Raw genomic sequence first — 17855 nt, 5'->3', positions numbered from 1 at the left:
AACTATGTTTACAATAAAATCGCAAGCAGAAATAGATAAGATGAGAAAAGCTGGAGAGGTTCTTTATGAGACCCTTCAGCTGCTAAAAAAGAATATTGCTCCCGGTGTCACAACAAAGGAACTGGATAGGATAGCATTTGAAAATATCAGGAAGTACAGTGCAATTCCATCCTTTAAGGGATACGAGCCGGGCATACCCGGTGTAGTGCCGTTTCCGGCCAGTATTTGCACCTCTGTCAATGAGGAAGTTGTTCACGGAATCCCAAGCAGTTTAAATCGTTTAAAAGATGGCGATATTATTAGCATAGATGTCGGTGTTTACCTGAACGGTTATCATGCCGATGCCGCCAGAACCTACGGGGTGGGAAAAATATCCGGTGAAGCGCAGCGGCTGATAACCGAAACGAGACAGAGCTTCTTTGAAGGTCTGAAGCAAATGGAAGTGGGCAAACACATCCGGGATATTTCCGAAGCAATACAGAGTCATGCCGAGAGTAAAGGTTTTTCTGTTGTAAGAGATTTTGTGGGGCACGGTATTGGAAGAGAGCTGCATGAGTTGCCCGAAATTCCAAACTACGTTACAAAACGCAGAGGAGCAAAGCTGGAAAGCGGAATGACCATTGCCGTAGAGCCTATGATAAATGAAGGCACCTACAGTGTCAGAGTTTTGGATAACAGCTGGACGGTGGTGACATCTGACGGGTCACTTTCAGCTCATTATGAAAATACGGTAGCAATTACAGAAAATGGACCACTAATTTTAACAAAGTTTTAAAAAGTTTTTTAAATAAATGTATTGTTATTATTATAGTTTTCCTGTATAATTTATATTTGGTTTCACCAATGTCAAATGCATGTTGAAGTTTTGCTTCGAGCAGTGCAGTTGATGATGTAAATTTTATGCGCAAAGGTGACAGGACTTGTATAAGGCGAGTAAGACAGTTTGGGAGCGACATGGTTGCCCCTCGCGTGGCAAAAAGCCGCCGGCAGCTGTTTGGCGGTTTTGCAGACATGTAAGTGATTTTTATGATTTTAACTTCATTTTGTGTCCCCGGTTCCTTTTTATGACATGGAGGTTAGCATGAATATAATGCTGGGACAGGTTGTTTATTCAAAAGCAGGGCGGGACGAAGGCAGGATTTTTATTGTGAGCGGGATTATTGATGACAAATATGTATTTGTCAGTGATGGTGATCTCAGACGGTATGAAAATCCGAAAAAAAAGAAGATTAAACATCTAAATATTACTGCAGCAATTATTGAGTCAATATCACAAAAGCTCAATTCGGGCATAAAAATTACAAATGCTGAGATCAGAAAGGCGCTTGCCGAGGTAAAAGCAGCCGAGGCGGTCAAAGAATGATTATCAGTTGAAAAGCAGCTAATTAATATAAATCCAATTGATTGAATATCCGGTGATATTTGGTTGAAAAGCTCTGGAGGAGGTGCTAGTTTGGCAAAAGACGACGTTATTGAAGTGGAAGGAACAGTTGTTGAAGCATTACCAAATGCTATGTTCCAGGTAGAACTTGAAAATGGACATAAGGTTTTGGCTCATATTTCAGGAAAACTTAGGATGAACTTTATCAGGATACTTCCGGGTGATAAGGTGACAATTGAATTATCCCCATACGACCTTACCAGAGGAAGGATTACTTGGAGAGCAAAATAATACATACCTCTGCCGGCTTGCTGTATGGGAGTGGTATTATTAAATATAAATCAATTAAAATAATTAAGCTAATTTGTTTGTTACTATAAGGAGGCTATAGCAATGAAAGTTAAACCATCAGTTAAGACTATTTGTGAAAAATGCAAGATCATTAGAAGAAAAGGCAGAGTTATGATCATCTGCGAAAACCCAAAGCACAAACAGAAACAGGGTTAATAAACAATAACCCAAAATTATTATTACTTTCGTAAAATCTCAACAAGAAGCGGCTGAACATAGAATTTTTCAAATTCATTTGAATCATCCCAATTCTTTGTTATTCTTGATGATATTTTAAATATTTGACGATATCGCGTGGATTAAGATGCCTAGGGGAATGGCAATATTTATTACATCTGCATCCTGCGGTGGAGAATTAGCACGAGTTGCGCGAGACTGCGTTCAATGCGTTATTGACGTAAGTTGCGCCAAAAAGGTCTGATGGCCTTTTACAAGAATAAGTTTATGAGAAATTATTTGGAGGTGTAGGAAAAGTATGGCACGTATTGCCGGAGTAGATTTGCCCAGAGAAAAAAGGGTAGAAATTGGTCTCACTTACATTTTTGGAATCGGAAGATCCAAGTCAAACGAAATTCTCGTTAAGACTGGCATCAACCCCGACACAAGAGTAAGAGATCTTACTGACGACGAAATCAGCAAACTCAGAGAAACCATTGACAGAGAATATAAGGTTGAAGGTGATCTTAGAAGAGAAGTAGCGTTGAACATCAAGCGTCTTATTGAAATTGGATGCTACAGAGGAAGAAGACACAGAATGGGTCTTCCAGTTAGAGGTCAACGTACAAAGACTAACGCAAGGACTAGAAAAGGCCCTTCAAAGACCGTTAGCGGTAAAAAGAAATAGTTAAAGGAGGTTTGCGAACACATGGCAACAAAGACTGCTGGTGCTAAAAGGACTACCAGAAAAAGAAGAGAACGTAAAAATATTGAACGTGGAGCTGCTCATATCCGTTCATCTTTTAATAATACAATTGTTACCTTGACAGATACTGCCGGTAATGCGCTTTCATGGGCAAGTGCAGGCGGGTTGGGTTTCAGAGGCTCAAGAAAGAGCACTCCATTTGCTGCTCAGATGGCGGCCGAAACAGCTGCTAAAGCTGCAATGGAACATGGACTGAAGACTGTTGAAGTATACGTAAAAGGACCTGGAGCAGGTAGAGAAGCAGCAATCAGAGCATTGCAGGCTGCTGGTTTGGAAGTGAGCCTTATAAAGGATGTTACACCAATTCCTCATAATGGCTGCAGACCGCCTAAGCGTAGAAGAGTATAATTGATTATTATGGAGGTGTAAATTTAGATGGCAAGATATACTGAAGCAGTTTGCAGACTCTGCCGCAGAGAGGGCGAAAAGCTCTTTTTAAAAGGCGAGAGATGCTATACTGATAAATGTTCCATAGCAAGAAGGGCATATGCTCCCGGACAACATGGACAGGCAAAGAAAAAAATGTCTGAATATGGTATACAGCTTCGTGAGAAGCAAAAGGTTAGAAGATTTTATGGCGTATTGGAAGGCCAGTTCAGTGAATACTTTGAAATGGCTGCCAGACGTAAAGGAATTACTGGTGAAAACTTGTTGCAAATACTTGAAACAAGACTTGACAATGTAGTTTACAGACTGGGTCTCGGTACTTCAAGACCAGAATCAAGACAGTTGGTAACTCATGGTCACTTCACAGTAAACGGCAAGCGTGTAAACATTCCTTCATACCTCTTGAAGGTTGGAGATGTTATAGCACTTGCTACAAAGAGCAGAAGTTCAGAAAAAGTCAAAGCTATCAGTGATATCACAGGTGGCAAGGTAGTTCCAAAGTGGCTTGAATATGATGCTGAAAACTTTACAGGAAAAGTTGCCGCTCTTCCTGCCAGAGAAGATATAGATTTACCAATCAAGGAACACTTGATCGTAGAGTTGTACTCCAAGTAATAATAAGTAAAATAAAATTGACTTGGAAGCAACTGAAAGGATTATTTAATATAATAATCTCTATGATAATGTATGTTAGAATCAGTTGCCCTCAAAAAATAAAAAGTTGTTAAGGGAGGGTTTTTGGTGATAGAAATAGAAAAGCCTAGAATTGAATGTGTAGCTAATAGCGATGACAACACGTACGGCAAGTTTATAATTGAGCCTTTGGAAAGAGGCTATGGTATTACACTCGGTAATTCATTGAGAAGAATATTGCTTTCATCTTTACCGGGTGCGGCTGTTAATTCAATCAAGATAGATGGAGTATTGCATGAATTCTCCACTGTTCCTGGTGTAGTAGAGGATGTAACAGAGATAATACTTAATATCAAGTCTCTTTCTTTAAAGATGCACGGTGAAGGATCAAAAGTTATTTATATTGATGCAAATGGTGAAGGACCTATCACCGCTGGTGATATCATAACCGATCAGGATGTTGAGATATTAAATCCCGAGCTCCATATTGCAACATTAAACGGTGACCACAGATTCTATATGGAACTTGTAATCAGCAAGGGCAGAGGATATGTATCGGCTGAAAAGAATAAACAGCCGGGACAGCCCATAGGTGTGGTGCCTGTTGACTCGATTTATACTCCTGTCAAAAAGGTAAACTACACTGTTGAAAACACCCGTGTTGGTCAAATAACAGACTATGACAAGCTTACTCTGGAAGTGTGGACTGATGGCAGCATCAATCCCGACGAGGCAATAAGCCTTGGCGCAAAGATATTAAGCGAGCATTTGAATCTGTTTGTTGATCTGTCAGATCAGGCTAAGCACACTGAAATAATGGTAGAAAAAGAAGAAACCAAAAAGGAAAAGGTTCTTGAAATGACAATTGAAGAACTGGATCTCTCAGTCAGATCCTACAATTGTTTAAAGAGAGCCGGTATCAATACTGTTGAAGATCTTACCAACAAAACCGAAGAGGATATGATGAAGGTAAGAAATCTCGGTAGAAAATCTCTTGAGGAAGTTCTTCAGAAACTACAGGCACTTGGGCTGGTATTGGCTCCAAGTGAAGAATAAACGGATATATCAGTATTTACTATACATGAGTTATTAAGTAAAACATCGGGTAAGGAGGGATAGGTAATGCCAGGTCAAAGAAAGTTAGGGCGTGCGACTGACCAGAGAAAGGCAATTTTAAGAAATCTTACAACAGCTTTATTTGTAAGCGGAAGAATTGAAACTACTGAAGCGAGAGCTAAAGAAGTTAAAAATATTGCAGAAAAACTTATCACTATAGCGATCAAGGAAGCAGACAACTTTACTTCAAAGCAGGTAAAGATCAGCTCGGCCAAGGTTGATGCCAAGGGTAAGAAGCTCACTGATTCCAAGACTTCCAAAAATGGTAACAAGTATTTGGTTATCGACAGGGAAGAGAAGACCGACATGGTTTCTGTGGACAGTCCATCAAGACTTCATGCAAGAAGACTTATAATGAATTGGGTTTACAGACCGTCAACTGCTGACGGAGAGAACGTAAACGTCACAGATAAGCTTTTTGATGAGATTGCTCCGAAGTACAAGGGCAAGAACGGTGGTTATACAAGAATATACAAGCTCGGACCTAGAAGAGGCGATGCTGCTGAAATGGTTATCCTTGAGTTAGTATAATTCCGGTATAAATAATTAAACCAAAATATTATGATATAGGGGATTAGACACGTCGGCAGCAAATGGTGCCGGCATGTTTGATCCCTATATTTGTATATAGTTTGTGTTTCAATTTTCTAGCCACCAAAGTGATAGTGAGGTTTTGTGTTAAATACGAATTTTACGCAGATTAGTTATTAGGCATATTATAATAATGGGTAAAAGTAAGTTTAAATCGTTTTGTTAGTTGAAATTTTGTTTTGCTTTACAGTTAGATTTATTAAGAATCGAACTGGTACGCGAGGACAACTTCATAAAATAAGATGCACGGTTAAAAACAATTTGCGTAATTGGTTTGGGCGCATTCCTATTTTATGAAGTTAGTCCGGAAGTTACCAGTTGATATTAAAAAATTACACAGGTAAGGCAAAATTTAAATCAATTGGCACAACGAATTCATGCTAAGCAATTAATTGTAATATGCATAAGAATAATGGAGGTCAGCGTGAAAGTAAAGTTTTGTGTATAATGGTTGTTTTCACGCATTAAAAACCTGCAGGCAGGTTTTTCGAACTTTTTATAACGCTGCTTCACAGCGGGATGGAGATAGTAATGAGTATATTTTTTGATGTTCAGGAAGTGAGTTTTGCATATAGTTCTTACGGCGAAGTGCCTGTGGAGGTCCCAGCGCTGGAAAACGTTTCAGCCCAAATAGACAAAGGGGATTTTGTTGTCATTCTGGGCAGGAACGGTTCAGGTAAATCTACATTTTCCAGACTCCTGAATGCTCTTTTAGTCCCCAAAAAAGGAATTGTGCTCGTAGCGGGTAAAGATACCTCCAATGAAGATAACGTCTGGGATATCAGGAGTACGGCAGGTATGGTATTTCAAAACCCGGACAACCAGATAATTGCAACAACTGTGGAGGAAGATGTAGCTTTCGGTCCTGAAAATCTGGGTGTTGAGCCCTCTGAGATAAGAAAAAGGGTTGATGAAGCACTGGAGACAGTGGGAATCAGTCAATACAAGCGGAATGCTCCTCACCTGCTGTCGGGAGGACAGAAACAGAGGGTGGCTATTGCAGGCATTCTGGCTATGAAGCCTGAGTGCATTATACTGGATGAAGCTACTTCAATGCTCGATCCTGTGGGTCGCAGAGAAGTAATCAAGGTCCTCAGGAAGCTGAACAGGGAAGAGAATATAACAATTATTCATATAACACACCATATGGACGAAGCTGCAATGGCAGACAGACTGATTGTCATCGATCATGGTGAAATTGTTCTGGACGGTACCCCCCAGGAGGTCTTCAGCAATGTGGATAAAGTCAAGAGCCTTGGACTGGACGTGCCCCAGGTTACAGAGCTGATGTATGACCTGAAGAAGCAAGGTATTAATATTGATAAACTCCCATTGACAGTGGACGAAGCATTCGAAATAATAAAGGCTTTGGTAAGGTAGCAGGTTTATATAAACGCAGTATAAAAATGTCCTATTTTTTTATGGCTTTATATACCCTGATGCCGCCGCTTTTATCAACATCAGCAACATTCCCGAAAACGCTTTTCATTATATCCTTCAGTGTTGAACCGCCCTTATTATGAAAGGCAACCAGCCACAAGGAGCCATTTGCCGTTAAATGCCCATAGGCTTCATTTATCAGCCTGGTATTCAACTCCTTTCCTGCTGCAAAGGGAGGATTTGATACTATGTCATCAAAATACCTGTCTTGCAGGGCTTCATAAAGGTTGCTGTGCAGAACTTCAACCTCCAGCTTGTTGGCCGAGGCATTTTTTCTTGTATAATCCAGGGCTCTGTTATTGATATCAATCATTGTAACTGTCTGGGAGGCAAAAAGAGCCTTCAGAAACAAACCGATAGCTCCGTAACCGCAGCCAACATCAAGTATTGAGGAACCGCCGGGACTGAAGTTCTTTATAAGGTTTTGAGATACCTTGTCAATTCTGTTTTCAAAGGAAAAGACACCGCTTACCGACGTAAAGCTCAATTCCTTTCCGTTTATATTCTCAATAAAGCTTTTCTCTTTAATTTCAGAATCGGGATTTTCAGTAAAGTAATGCTGGCTCATGGGCGTTGTACCTCCGGGAACAAATTAATCCGGCTTTATCTCTATGTTAAAGTATTTAATAACCGGCATTTTTTATATATTTTTTATATATAAGATTTTTATAATAACTATTATTATAATATATATTTGGAAATAATCCTATAATTATGCTGTTATGGCGGACAGTGCTTCACAGGCAGCAAATAACGGCTATATTTGAGGATTTGCATATACTTTTTCTATTCACTATTTATGTATAGTTGTGGTAATATTAATTGATATACAATTATTTGATTGAATTTATAACCGGGAGTAAACTATGCCTATTAATATAGAAGGTCTGAAATTTACTTATTCAAATGGAGGACCCTTTGAAAAAAATGCACTGCATGATATTAATATTGATATACAGAACGGAGAGTTTATTGGGATCATCGGACATACCGGCTCGGGCAAATCTACGCTCATACAGCATTTAAACGGGATACTGAAGCCAACGGCCGGAAGGGTAATAATAAACGGTATCGATACCAAGCAAAAAGATTTAAAGGAATTAAGACGACAGGTGGGAATAGTGTTCCAATATCCCGAGCACCAATTGTTCGAGGATACGGTGAAAAAGGATATCTCCTTCGGACTGCTGAAGCAGGGGCTTTCGGAAGAGGAAATACAGCAGAGAGTTATTTCTGCGCTTCATTCAGTAGGCCTTGATGAGTCGATCCTTGAAAAGTCACCTTTTGAGCTCTCAGGAGGTCAGAAGCGCAGAGTCGCAATAGCAGGTGTTGTTGCTATGATGCCCAAAATCCTGGTTCTGGATGAACCGACGGCAGGCCTGGATCCCAGCGGACGTGACGAAATATTCGGCTACATTAAGGAGCTCCACAGGGATTTTAATATGACTGTAATACTGGTGTCCCACAGTATGGAGGACATAGCAAAGCTGGCAGGTAGAGTTATAGTGATGAATGAGGGTACGGTTTATATGGATAAGCCTTCGGGAGAGGTATATACACAACCTGACCAGTTGGAGAAAATAGGCCTTTCGGCACCGCAGATCACGTATCTGATGAAGAGGCTGAAAACCATATTGCCTGATATTGATGAAAACATATTTACCGTTGAAGCGGCGGTCAAAGAGCTGCAAAAGCATTTGAAACAATAATGGAGGTTTAAATGATAAGAGATATAACAATAGGTCAGTATGTACCGGGCGATTCGCTGCTTCATAAATCGGACCCGAGGACAAAGATCATACTGACATTTGTAATGATGATATTCATATTTTTAATAAATACCTATTGGGGTTATCTGCTGCTCACACTTTTTACGGCATTGATAATTGTGACGTCAAATGTACCCGTCAAATTTATATTAAAGGGTTTGAAGCCTGTAATATTTATAGTTGTTTTTGCAGGTGTGATCAATATGTTTACCATCGGAGGGAGAACAATTTTTGAATTTGGTTTTATAAAGATGACCTATGAAGGCGTGGATATGGCCGTAAAAATGGCTATAAGGCTTTTCCTGCTGATTATAACGGCCAGTATGCTGACATACACCACAACGCCCATTGCATTGACAGACGGGATTGAAAAGCTCCTGGGACCCTTAAAGAGAATCAGGGTACCTGTACATGAAATAGCCATGATGATGACCATAGCTCTGAGATTTATACCCACGCTTCTTGAAGAAACGGATAAGATTATCAAGGCACAATCCTCCAGAGGCGCTGATTTTGACAGCGGGAACATGGTAGAACGCGCAAAAAGCTTCATTCCGGTACTCATACCTTTGTTTATCAGCGCGTTCCGAAGGGCCGACGAGCTTGCCACCGCAATGGAGGCAAGGTGCTACAGAGGCAGTGAAGGCAGGACAAGAATGAAGCAGCTGAGCCTTACCAGGTATGATTTTATTACGGCGGCAATAACTGCTGTCTTTATGGCCTGGGTGCTGGCAATGCAGTATATGGTATTCTAGTACAATATTCAAACTAAATATCTAATTTTTAAAATTGACTTTAGCACCGGTGAACTTTATATTTAATGTGTAGGATATTAAGGAGCAGGGTAGGATATCGGGGTTAAAGCTCAGGGATATCATTATAATCAAATAGAAAGCCTTTTAATCATTACTATTTATGCTTAATTTACACTAATTGCACATAACTAATTTGCACATATAAATAGAGCAGCCTTCCTAAATGTTGGTTGCTTTTATTATTTTACATAATTCCTATAAATACTGTGATAAAAATAGTTATTTTTATTCCTACAAATTGAAAAGGGGCTGGAGATTATGCAGAAAGTAATGATTGTTGATGACGAACTGAGAATCAGACAGGGACTGGCAAAGCTTATTGAATGGGAAGAATACGGACTGGAGATCGTATGTGAGGCAGCCAACGGAAAAGATGCACTCAGGCAGCTTGAAGAGAATGAGATTAATGTTATAGTAACCGATATAAAGATGCCGGTTATGGATGGCATTGAGCTGATAAAGGAAATAAACAAAAGAGCGCTTGACGTGAGAATAATAGTCTTAAGCGGCTTTGACGATTTCAGCTTCGTAAAAAATGCCATGAAGCTGGGCGCTGAAAATTATCTGCTCAAACCTGTAAATAAAGAGGAATTGCTGGGTACCATCAAGGACATGCTGGAGGATATAAAATCCAAGCGCATTTCGGATATCCAGAACAGAGCAGGCCTAACCTACCTTAGAAACAACACATTAAACCGCATAGTCAAAAATGAAATAAAACCGAATGAATTGAGAGACAAATCCGAACTGCTGGAATTGAACATCTGGACATCCAGTATGCAGGTAGCCATATTCCAGCCTTACCTGCCAAACGGAAAAGAGAATGAATCTCATGAGGAAGGACAGGATCTGCTGTCCGCAATATTCTCAATTTGTGAAGAGTCGGTCAAGCCCTATGCCGATTGTATAACCTTCATTGATTCAAACGGACGGATAGTATATATTTTTAATCTTGCCGGAGAAAAGCTTGAAAGAAATAAAAGTTTGCTGCTGAACTGCCAGCAGAAGGTTATTGCCGGCCTTGGCATCCATTCTGCAGTTGCACTGGGAAGTATAGTGGAGTCGCAGAAGCACATTCATCTGTCCTATCAACAGGCAGTTCAGTCCCTTGACTATAAGATTGTGTATGGACCCGACAGAATAATACTTTATTCCGAAATCCGGAAAAGATTTGAGCATAAGCATGAAGAAGTGAATATTTATGAAGAATGGATTCAAAATTGTATCTCGGCATCGAAGGCAGAAGAGCTTACGGCATGCATAGACAATGTTTTCAGAGATATCAAAGATCAGGGAACGGGCATAAGTCCCGAACAGGTCAGAAACATCACCATGAAGATAATACTTGCAATATTTCATAAAGCAAGAGAGTTCTTTATTAATACCGAAAAAATCATTGATTACAATGAATACATGGTGTTCTGGAGTATTTCAAAGGCAGATGATATCGATGAACTGAGAAAGCTTTCAATTGATATTGGAATCAAGGTCATCAATGCCGTTCAGCAGCAGCAGTCCAAAAGATATTCAAAAACTGTGGAATATATCATCAATTACATACAGAACAACTACAGCCAGCAGGATATTTGCCTTAAAACCATGGCCAATCAAATGGATGTCAGCGCTGTCCATCTGGGCAGGATTTTTAAAAATGAAACGGGAATGTTTTTTTCCGACTATCTGAATCAGATACGGATACAGGAGGCAAAAAGGATGCTGGTGGAGACCAACATCAAAATAAGGGATATAACTGAGAAGGTTGGTTTTGTAAACACAAGCTATTTCTTTACTGTCTTTAAAAAAGTTATGGGGGTTACCCCGGGTGAAATCCGTCAGGTCTAAATTACAGGGGATGTGTCTTAATGAAAATTTTCAATAAAAAGAAATATCAGGTCAGGATCAGTTATTTTGTCAAGCTGGTCACCACATACTCGCTGTTGCTTACTTTATCGGTAAGCATTCTCTTTTATACGCAATATTCCTATTTGATTCCCATGATAAGTGAAGCGGATATGAAATTTGAACTGGAGGCTTTTAACAAACTAAGTGAATTCACTGAGGACATATACAGAAAAATACTCAGCGATACCATTGTGGGAATGTACAGCCAGACTGAGATGATCAGCACAATAAAAATGATAAACCACGATAAGGATGTTTATTATGATACAGATATGGCGCAAAAGGTGAACAATTATTTGAAAGCCGTTACCAGTGCCAACAGCGACATACTTGACTTTATAATAATCACAGACAACAATGCAATATTCCAGAGCAGCAGCAAATCCGGCAGGTCAACCAAAACCAGATATGATTTCACAAAAGATGAAAATCTTATCAAGGTCAGGAAGAGCAAGGACAAACTGGATGTGATTTCCGACAACCCTTCACGGTACATAATCAATGGGAGCAAGAATACGGTGACCTTTATAGGGAATATGTACGATCCCAATAATCCTTCAAGTAAAGACAGTATAGGAAACTTTATTATCAATGTGGATCTTGATACCTTCAAAAGATCGTACCGGGAATATGAAAACAACCTAAATGGGGAGCTGTTAATTCTTGACGAGAGCGGTACCGTACTCTTCAATTCAAATTCCCAATATGACCGCATAGGCAAAAAGTATATTTATTACGATAAAATCAAAGATGTAACCAATGAAGAAATTATGCTGTATGAACCAACTTTGGTCAGAGCCGATACCATGGACAACGGCAAGTTGATAATAGTTAACATTCTCCCGTCAAATTTTGTGTGGAACAAGCTGTCGGGTCTCAGGGACGAAATGGTTATGATGCTTGTAATAAGCATCACTGCAGGAATAATAATCACAACTATAATTTCTCTGCTGTTTAATAAAAGAATAAAAACACTGATCAGATATATGAGAAAGGTTCAGAAAGGTGACCTGGACGTATACATACCTGTCAGATCAAAGGATGAAATAGGACAGCTCAGTGCCATTTTCAACGAAATGTGCCATAAGCTCAACGCTTTTATCAAAAGGGAATACTTTGCCGAAATCAACCGTAAAAACTCTGAATTGCAGGTTCTGCAATCCCAGATAAACCCTCATTTTCTGTATAATACTCTTGAAAGTATAAAAATGAAAGCTGTTCTGGAAGGCCAGGAGGAAATAAGCAACATGCTTACAATACTGGGCAGCATTTTCAGATGGAATGTAAAAACCAAGGACAAAATAGTCATGCTGGAGGATGAGGTTGACTATATATCCTCATATCTTGAACTTATAAAATATAGATTTGACGGCAACCTTGAAGTAAAAATAAATATGGATGACAGACTGCTGAAACTGGGAATTCCCAAACTGCTGCTCCAGCCCATAGTGGAGAACTCTGTAGTCCACGGGATCAGTAATATTGAAGGAATGGGACGCATAGCCATTAACGGCCGGCAGGAGGAAGAACTGCTTCATATTTCGGTTGCAGACAACGGCATCGGAATAGAGGAAGATGATCTTCAGGAATTGAGCAATGACTTGAACGAGGTGGAAAACAGCAGGGATTATTACAGACTGGGTATTAAAAATGTTCATGACAGGATCAAACTGATTTTCGGGAGTGATTACGGGCTGAGTATAACCAGTGTAAAAGGCAGGGGAACTACAGTCGATCTTAGGATACCTGCACTTTCCATAGATGAGATGAGAAAATTGACATAATGCAAAACAGTCGGCTTTTTATATTCGCTTGTTTAATTATTGCAGTTAAACTCAAGTTTTTGAAATTTTAATGGACCTTCATACGTGTTAGACTAATATATGTAAAGAGTTATTGTATGGCGCGCTGCAATTTTCTCATAATTAATTTCTAGGAGGTCCAATAATGAAAAGAGTAATCAGCTTATGTGTTGCATTATCCTTAATGGGGTCCGTTCTTGCTGCATGTGGTTCACAGGAGACAGCTGCAGATACTTCCGCTTCAACAGGCACCACAGTTGCAGCAGCTTCCGGCAGCGCCGAAACAAATGCAAAAAAAGTAAATATAAAGATGGAAGGCATTACCTCTCCCACTTATACCGCACAGTTCTGGGATGAATACAAAAAGACCATAGAAAAAGATAACCCCGACGTGACAATAGAAATGGTACTGGCACCTGGTACCGACAGAATGGTATGGATAAAATCCAAATATGCAGCAGGAGATGCTCCAGACATAATCACAGCTGATTCTGAGACTTTCAGCAATGTTGAAGGCGCATATGCCGAAGTGCCTGCAGACCTGCTGGAAAATGTACAGGACACAGCTATTTCCAGAGTTAACGGAAAAGTGATCGTTATGCCTGCAAGCTTACAGATAAAATCTCAGGCTTACTACAATAAGAAAATGTTTGCCGATGCGGGAATAACTGAAGTGCCAAAAACCTGGGATGAATTTATTCAAGCCTGCGACAAGCTCAAGGCAAAGAACTTTGCACCGTTAATTGGCTGCAAGGAAGCCTGGTTTGAAGCCTTCGGGTATGCAACAGCCGTGCTGCAGCCTGATGTTATCGATGCCAAGCCCAACTTTTTAAGTGATTTGAAAGAAGGAAAAGAAAAGTGGAACAATCCTGTTATGAGTGACTCACTGAAGAGATTTCAGGAACTAACCAGGAAAGGATACTGGTACAAGGGTTCAACTTCCTTCTCATACACCCAGGCAGTAGATGAGTTCTTCAAGGGAACTGCCGCCATCATATTGAACGGATCCTGGATGGCGCCTCAGATTGATGGTCTCGAACAGAAGCCTGACTTCGAAATAGGTATATTCCCTATTCCCCAGACAACCGGTGTAAAGAGTATCGGAGCCACAACCGGTACATGGGCTGTTCTTGCGTCCAGCAAGGCTGTGGACCAGGCATGGAAAGTGGTTAAATACTGCATAGTTGACAATCAGGAACTATACAAGAAATACCTTCAGAATGACAATCTTTTAAGTGTTACAAAGACTCCTGTGACCTATGAGTCCACACCGACTGTAGCACTGTTCAATAAGAATATCGAAGGCCTGCAGCCAGTAATGGACTTCCCGGGATTAGCGGGTGACAATGCACTGCCGGCCGGTTTTGGCGACTTCTATAATACTTCCATCCAATCCATTTCAAGGGGAACAGACGTATCTAAAGTTCTTGACGATATGGATAAGGAATATCAGAAATTAACCAGCAAATAACAAGCTAAAAAAATTGAATGTAATTTTAATATGAAACCATGAAAATTTAATTTTCATGGTTTCATAAAAAATATGGGAGAAATTTATGAAAAAGAGATCTATTCTTTTTGCATTACCGGCGTTTTTGATTTATACAGCTTTGATGGTAATACCCATGCTCATAGTTTTCTTTTTTAGCGTCACAAATTATAACGGAATGACTTCGAATTTCAGATTTGTCGGTATAAAAAACTTTATTGAACTGATTACGGATGACAGATTTATCAATGCCTCTAAGATGACTTTCATAATAACACTGGTGGTTGTTATTGTAGTAAATATTTTAGGACTCATCCTGGCAATCCTTTTAGACAAGGCAAAATCGTTCACAAACCTGTTCAGAAGTATTTTCTTCATACCTGTTTTAATGAGTTCGGTAGCAATATCCTTTGCCTGGAATGCTCTTCTTTCTTATACAGGAGTAATAAATACCGTAATATCTCAATTTGGCTTTGAACCGCATGATTTTTTTGGCGTAAAAAGCAATGCCATAGCCTGTATCATAATTGTTGAAATCTGGAGAAATCTTGGTTTTTACATGGTTATATATCTAGCACACCTTCAGACTGTTCCAAAGGATCTGTACGAAGCCTGCACCATCGACGGGGGCAATACCTGGGACAAATTCACAAATGTGACGATTCCAATGATTGTACCGGGTATAACCATTTGTACGCTCCTGAGCGTAATGAACGGCCTGAAGCTGTTTGACACACCTATGATACTGACAGGGGGAGGCCCCGGTTTTGATACCGAAACCATAGTCCTTACAGTTTTTAAAAGGGCCTTCGGCTCCAATGAAATCGGTTACGGATCAGCCATGTCACTGATGCTGTTTGTAACAATTGTAGCAATTTCAATGATCCAACTTAGAATATCCAAAAAAGCGGAGGTGGAAAACTAATATGAGAGCTAAATTGCGTTTACAGGGCATATTGTCCGGAGCTGTTATAACTATCCTGGCAATTTTGTTTGTAGTACCGATATATATTACGTTGATCGGAGCCTTCAAAACCGATGAAGCCATTATAAGAACCCCGCTGATGCTTCCTGTGCCGGGTACGCTGGAAAACATCAAATATGTACTTACCGACCCAAGTGCCAACATCCTCCGAATGTACGCAAATACAATAATAATTGTCATCTTTGCGCTGCTGACAACAGTTGCCGTATCATCAATGGCTGCCTTCTACACCTCAAGAAATAAAACAAAAGCTGCCAATTTCCTTTATGTATACTTTATTTTTGGTCTCATGATACCTTATCAGATGGCGTTTATAGGAGTGGTGCAAATTCTTAAAAAAGCACAGCTGGTAGGTACTTTTCCAGGAGTAATACTGGTATTCATTTCAGGAAATATCATGTTTTCGGTTTTCATGTATCACGGATTTATAAAATCCATACCCCAGGAACTGGAAGAGGCTGCATCAATAGACGGGGCGGGAGAATTCAGAATATTCTGGCAGATAATAATGCCCCTGGTCAAGCCCTGCACCACCACTACCGGTATATTTGTAGGTCTGGGGATATGGAACGATTTCTTTACCCCGTTGATAGTTCTGGGCGGAGGTAAAAAAGCAACGGTTACCACAGGAATATATACGTCCATAGGGATGTTTACCTCCAGGTGGGGCTATGTGTTCGCATATGTATTATTTGCCTCACTGCCTATAATCATTGCCTACATATTTGCACAGAAAAATATCATAAGCGGTTTGACTGCAGGCGCTGTCAAAGGCTAAATTTCAATAGCAAAGGATTTTGTAATATGACAATAAAAAAAGAAAAGGAAAAGGGTCATATAGTTACCCATACCCACTGGGACAGAGAATGGAGATATCCTGTCTGGGAAAACAGAATGCTGCTTGTCAATCTCATGGAAGAATTGCTGGAGACTCTGGATACCAACCCTGAGTACAAGTCATTCATTCTGGACGGACAGAGTGTAGTGATAGAGGACTATCTGAAGGCCAGACCCCAGGATGAGAGCAGAATTAAAAAGCATGTAAAATCGGGCAGACTGTCGGTTGGGCCCTGGTATACATTGCCCGACCTGTACCCGGTTGACGGGGAATGCCTGATAAGGAATCTCATGAAAGGTATCAGGGTGTCCGACAGTCTGGGAGGGCATATGAATATTGCATATGAATCCTTTGGATGGGGACAGACCGCACAGTTTCCGCAGATATACAAGGGTTTTGGCTTTGACATAGTTATAGTGGGTAAAAATGTTTCAAAAGACAGAGCACCTCAGAGTGAATTTTTATGGGAAGCCCCCGATGGGACGAGTATCCTGTCTACAAGGCTGGGACAGCATGCAAGGGCGAATTTCTTTATGAATTCCTACATGAAGATCATGACTGGAAAAGAGTACATTTCGGATGAGTTCCGCCTTGAATGGGATAAAGCGGGTGTAATATACCACCAGGCCGATGAGGACAACTTCCACCAGGATTATTTGAAACTTGAAAATACCGAGAGCATTCATGAAGAGGATATAAGGGAAGCGGTGCTGCAAGCCTGGAAAGCCACCGACGATACTACTGTCAAGACGCATAGGATACTTATGAACGGGTCTGATTCCACCACTTCCCAGCCTTTTCTCACAGAGCTGGTCAAAAAAGCAAATGAACTATTTGAAGACAGGGAATTGGTATTGAGCTCTCTGGAGGAATATACCGGTTTATTAAAGAAAAATATTGATCTGAAAAGCTTGAGGACAGTTAAAGGGGAACTCCGGGACGGACCTGCTTCGGCCTGCTCAGCCAACGCGCTGATGACAAGGCCGGCATTGAAGATTTTGAACAAAAAGGTGCAGAATTCTCTGCTCAACAAAGCCGAACCGGTTTCTGCCATAAACTCCATGCTGGGTGTAAAATATGACAAAACCCTGCTTGACCATGCTGTAAAATTCATGCTTCTCTCGCATCCCCATGATTCAATAAACGGTGTGACACAGGATAAAACGGCAGAGGATGTTATGTACAGCCTCAACCAGGCTCTGGAAATCAGTGAGGTCATAAGCAACCGGGCCTGCGGGGAAATAATAAAAAGGATAAATACCGGCTGCTATGACCAAAAGGATATCCTTTTGGTGGTATTCAATTTTTCACCCTTCGAGAGAAAAGAGATAATGAAAGCTACAATCGATTTTCCCGGCGAATATAATGTATGGGATTTTGACCTTTTGGACCATGAGGGTAACAGGGCAGATACCCAGGTTGTCTCCAGAAAGG

General features: G+C 40.4%; 19 protein-coding genes. 18 read left to right on the top strand and 1 reads right to left on the bottom strand.

The window, feature by feature from the left end; genetic code table 11:
* Positions 1–4 precede the first annotated feature (4 nt).
* From map to CTER_RS14650, 10 genes are all read left to right on the top strand, one after another.
* The gene (gene map, locus CTER_RS14695; RefSeq protein ID WP_004626658.1) at positions 5–775 is read left to right on the top strand and encodes a type I methionyl aminopeptidase; all 771 of its coding nucleotides are present in this window, start codon (positions 5–7) and stop codon (positions 773–775) included.
* 306 nt (positions 776–1081) lie between these two features.
* The gene (locus CTER_RS14690; protein ID WP_004626650.1) at positions 1082–1363 is read left to right on the top strand and encodes a KOW domain-containing RNA-binding protein; all 282 of its coding nucleotides are present in this window, start codon (positions 1082–1084) and stop codon (positions 1361–1363) included.
* 90 nt (positions 1364–1453) lie between these two features.
* Entirely contained in the window at positions 1454–1672 is a 219-nt protein-coding gene (gene infA / locus CTER_RS14685) for a translation initiation factor IF-1 (protein ID WP_004626670.1), read from the top strand.
* Positions 1673–1774: 102 nt separating this feature from the next.
* Positions 1775–1888, top strand: a complete 114-nt coding sequence (gene rpmJ, locus CTER_RS14680) for a 50S ribosomal protein L36 (protein ID WP_004626648.1) — start codon at positions 1775–1777, stop codon at positions 1886–1888.
* A gap of 319 nt (positions 1889–2207) precedes the next feature.
* A complete protein-coding gene (gene rpsM, locus CTER_RS14675; protein WP_004626636.1) occupies positions 2208–2576 on the top strand; it encodes a 30S ribosomal protein S13 in 369 nt (122 codons plus the stop codon).
* A gap of 21 nt (positions 2577–2597) precedes the next feature.
* On the top strand, positions 2598–3002 hold the full coding sequence (gene rpsK, locus CTER_RS14670; RefSeq protein ID WP_004620814.1) for a 30S ribosomal protein S11: 405 nt from the start codon (positions 2598–2600) through the stop codon (positions 3000–3002).
* A gap of 27 nt (positions 3003–3029) precedes the next feature.
* Positions 3030–3656, top strand: coding sequence for a 30S ribosomal protein S4 (gene rpsD, locus CTER_RS14665; protein ID WP_004626652.1), 627 nt, complete (start codon positions 3030–3032; stop codon positions 3654–3656).
* Positions 3657–3782: 126 nt separating this feature from the next.
* The gene (locus CTER_RS14660; protein ID WP_004626654.1) at positions 3783–4730 is read left to right on the top strand and encodes a DNA-directed RNA polymerase subunit alpha; all 948 of its coding nucleotides are present in this window, start codon (positions 3783–3785) and stop codon (positions 4728–4730) included.
* A 66-nt stretch (positions 4731–4796) separates the two neighbouring features.
* Positions 4797–5321, top strand: a complete 525-nt coding sequence (locus CTER_RS14655; RefSeq protein ID WP_004626596.1) for a bL17 family ribosomal protein — start codon at positions 4797–4799, stop codon at positions 5319–5321.
* Between the two features lie 591 nt (positions 5322–5912).
* A complete protein-coding gene (locus tag CTER_RS14650) occupies positions 5913–6761 on the top strand; it encodes an energy-coupling factor transporter ATPase (protein ID WP_004626687.1) in 849 nt (282 codons plus the stop codon).
* A 31-nt stretch (positions 6762–6792) separates the two neighbouring features.
* Here CTER_RS14650 and CTER_RS14645 read toward each other — a convergent pair whose 3' ends face one another.
* A complete protein-coding gene (locus CTER_RS14645) occupies positions 6793–7389 on the bottom strand; it encodes a class I SAM-dependent methyltransferase (RefSeq protein WP_004626660.1) in 597 nt (198 codons plus the stop codon).
* Positions 7390–7687: 298 nt separating this feature from the next.
* Between CTER_RS14645 and CTER_RS14640 the strand changes: the two genes are divergently transcribed.
* From CTER_RS14640 to CTER_RS14605, 8 genes are all read left to right on the top strand, one after another.
* On the top strand, positions 7688–8530 hold the full coding sequence (locus tag CTER_RS14640) for an energy-coupling factor transporter ATPase (RefSeq protein ID WP_004626592.1): 843 nt from the start codon (positions 7688–7690) through the stop codon (positions 8528–8530).
* Positions 8531–8541: 11 nt separating this feature from the next.
* Positions 8542–9345 carry an energy-coupling factor transporter transmembrane component T family protein gene (locus CTER_RS14635; RefSeq protein WP_004626587.1) on the top strand — a complete coding sequence of 268 codons (804 nt, stop codon included), beginning with the start codon at positions 8542–8544 and terminating at the stop codon, positions 9343–9345.
* Positions 9346–9663: 318 nt separating this feature from the next.
* Positions 9664–11247: a response regulator transcription factor gene (locus tag CTER_RS14630; RefSeq protein WP_040761287.1), complete on the top strand. Its 1584-nt coding sequence runs from the start codon at positions 9664–9666 to the stop codon at positions 11245–11247.
* 20 nt (positions 11248–11267) lie between these two features.
* Positions 11268–13091, top strand: a complete 1824-nt coding sequence (locus tag CTER_RS14625; protein ID WP_004626621.1) for a sensor histidine kinase — start codon at positions 11268–11270, stop codon at positions 13089–13091.
* Between the two features lie 163 nt (positions 13092–13254).
* Entirely contained in the window at positions 13255–14580 is a 1326-nt protein-coding gene (locus tag CTER_RS14620; protein ID WP_004626698.1) for an ABC transporter substrate-binding protein, read from the top strand.
* Positions 14581–14665: 85 nt separating this feature from the next.
* Positions 14666–15523 carry a carbohydrate ABC transporter permease gene (locus tag CTER_RS14615; RefSeq protein WP_004626632.1) on the top strand — a complete coding sequence of 286 codons (858 nt, stop codon included), beginning with the start codon at positions 14666–14668 and terminating at the stop codon, positions 15521–15523.
* A 1-nt stretch (position 15524) separates the two neighbouring features.
* Positions 15525–16361 carry a carbohydrate ABC transporter permease gene (locus CTER_RS14610; RefSeq protein ID WP_004626685.1) on the top strand — a complete coding sequence of 279 codons (837 nt, stop codon included), beginning with the start codon at positions 15525–15527 and terminating at the stop codon, positions 16359–16361.
* Between the two features lie 26 nt (positions 16362–16387).
* On the top strand, positions 16388–17855 hold a 1468-nt coding region (locus CTER_RS14605), incomplete at its 3' end, for a glycoside hydrolase family 38 N-terminal domain-containing protein (protein ID WP_004626678.1).

The organism is Ruminiclostridium cellobioparum subsp. termitidis CT1112 (assembly GCF_000350485.1).
Lineage (GTDB): Bacteria > Bacillota > Clostridia > Acetivibrionales > DSM-1351 > Ruminiclostridium > Ruminiclostridium termitidis.
The sequence above is the reverse complement of the archived record's forward strand: the minus strand, read 5'-3'. Positions and strand labels throughout refer to the sequence as shown.

Coding starts and splice junctions, on each gene's coding strand:
- map (WP_004626658.1), top strand. CDS start 5: ATGTTTACAATAAAATCGCAAGCAGAAATAGATAAGATGAGAAAAGCT.
- CTER_RS14690 (WP_004626650.1), top strand. CDS start 1,082: ATGAATATAATGCTGGGACAGGTTGTTTATTCAAAAGCAGGGCGGGAC.
- rpmJ (WP_004626648.1), top strand. CDS start 1,775: ATGAAAGTTAAACCATCAGTTAAGACTATTTGTGAAAAATGCAAGATC.
- rpsM (WP_004626636.1), top strand. CDS start 2,208: ATGGCACGTATTGCCGGAGTAGATTTGCCCAGAGAAAAAAGGGTAGAA.
- rpsK (WP_004620814.1), top strand. CDS start 2,598: ATGGCAACAAAGACTGCTGGTGCTAAAAGGACTACCAGAAAAAGAAGA.
- rpsD (WP_004626652.1), top strand. CDS start 3,030: ATGGCAAGATATACTGAAGCAGTTTGCAGACTCTGCCGCAGAGAGGGC.
- CTER_RS14655 (WP_004626596.1), top strand. CDS start 4,797: ATGCCAGGTCAAAGAAAGTTAGGGCGTGCGACTGACCAGAGAAAGGCA.
- CTER_RS14650 (WP_004626687.1), top strand. CDS start 5,913: ATGAGTATATTTTTTGATGTTCAGGAAGTGAGTTTTGCATATAGTTCT.
- CTER_RS14645 (WP_004626660.1), bottom strand. CDS start 7,389: ATGAGCCAGCATTACTTTACTGAAAATCCCGATTCTGAAATTAAAGAG.
- CTER_RS14640 (WP_004626592.1), top strand. CDS start 7,688: ATGCCTATTAATATAGAAGGTCTGAAATTTACTTATTCAAATGGAGGA.
- CTER_RS14635 (WP_004626587.1), top strand. CDS start 8,542: ATGATAAGAGATATAACAATAGGTCAGTATGTACCGGGCGATTCGCTG.
- CTER_RS14630 (WP_040761287.1), top strand. CDS start 9,664: ATGCAGAAAGTAATGATTGTTGATGACGAACTGAGAATCAGACAGGGA.
- CTER_RS14625 (WP_004626621.1), top strand. CDS start 11,268: ATGAAAATTTTCAATAAAAAGAAATATCAGGTCAGGATCAGTTATTTT.
- CTER_RS14620 (WP_004626698.1), top strand. CDS start 13,255: ATGAAAAGAGTAATCAGCTTATGTGTTGCATTATCCTTAATGGGGTCC.
- CTER_RS14615 (WP_004626632.1), top strand. CDS start 14,666: ATGAAAAAGAGATCTATTCTTTTTGCATTACCGGCGTTTTTGATTTAT.
- CTER_RS14610 (WP_004626685.1), top strand. CDS start 15,525: ATGAGAGCTAAATTGCGTTTACAGGGCATATTGTCCGGAGCTGTTATA.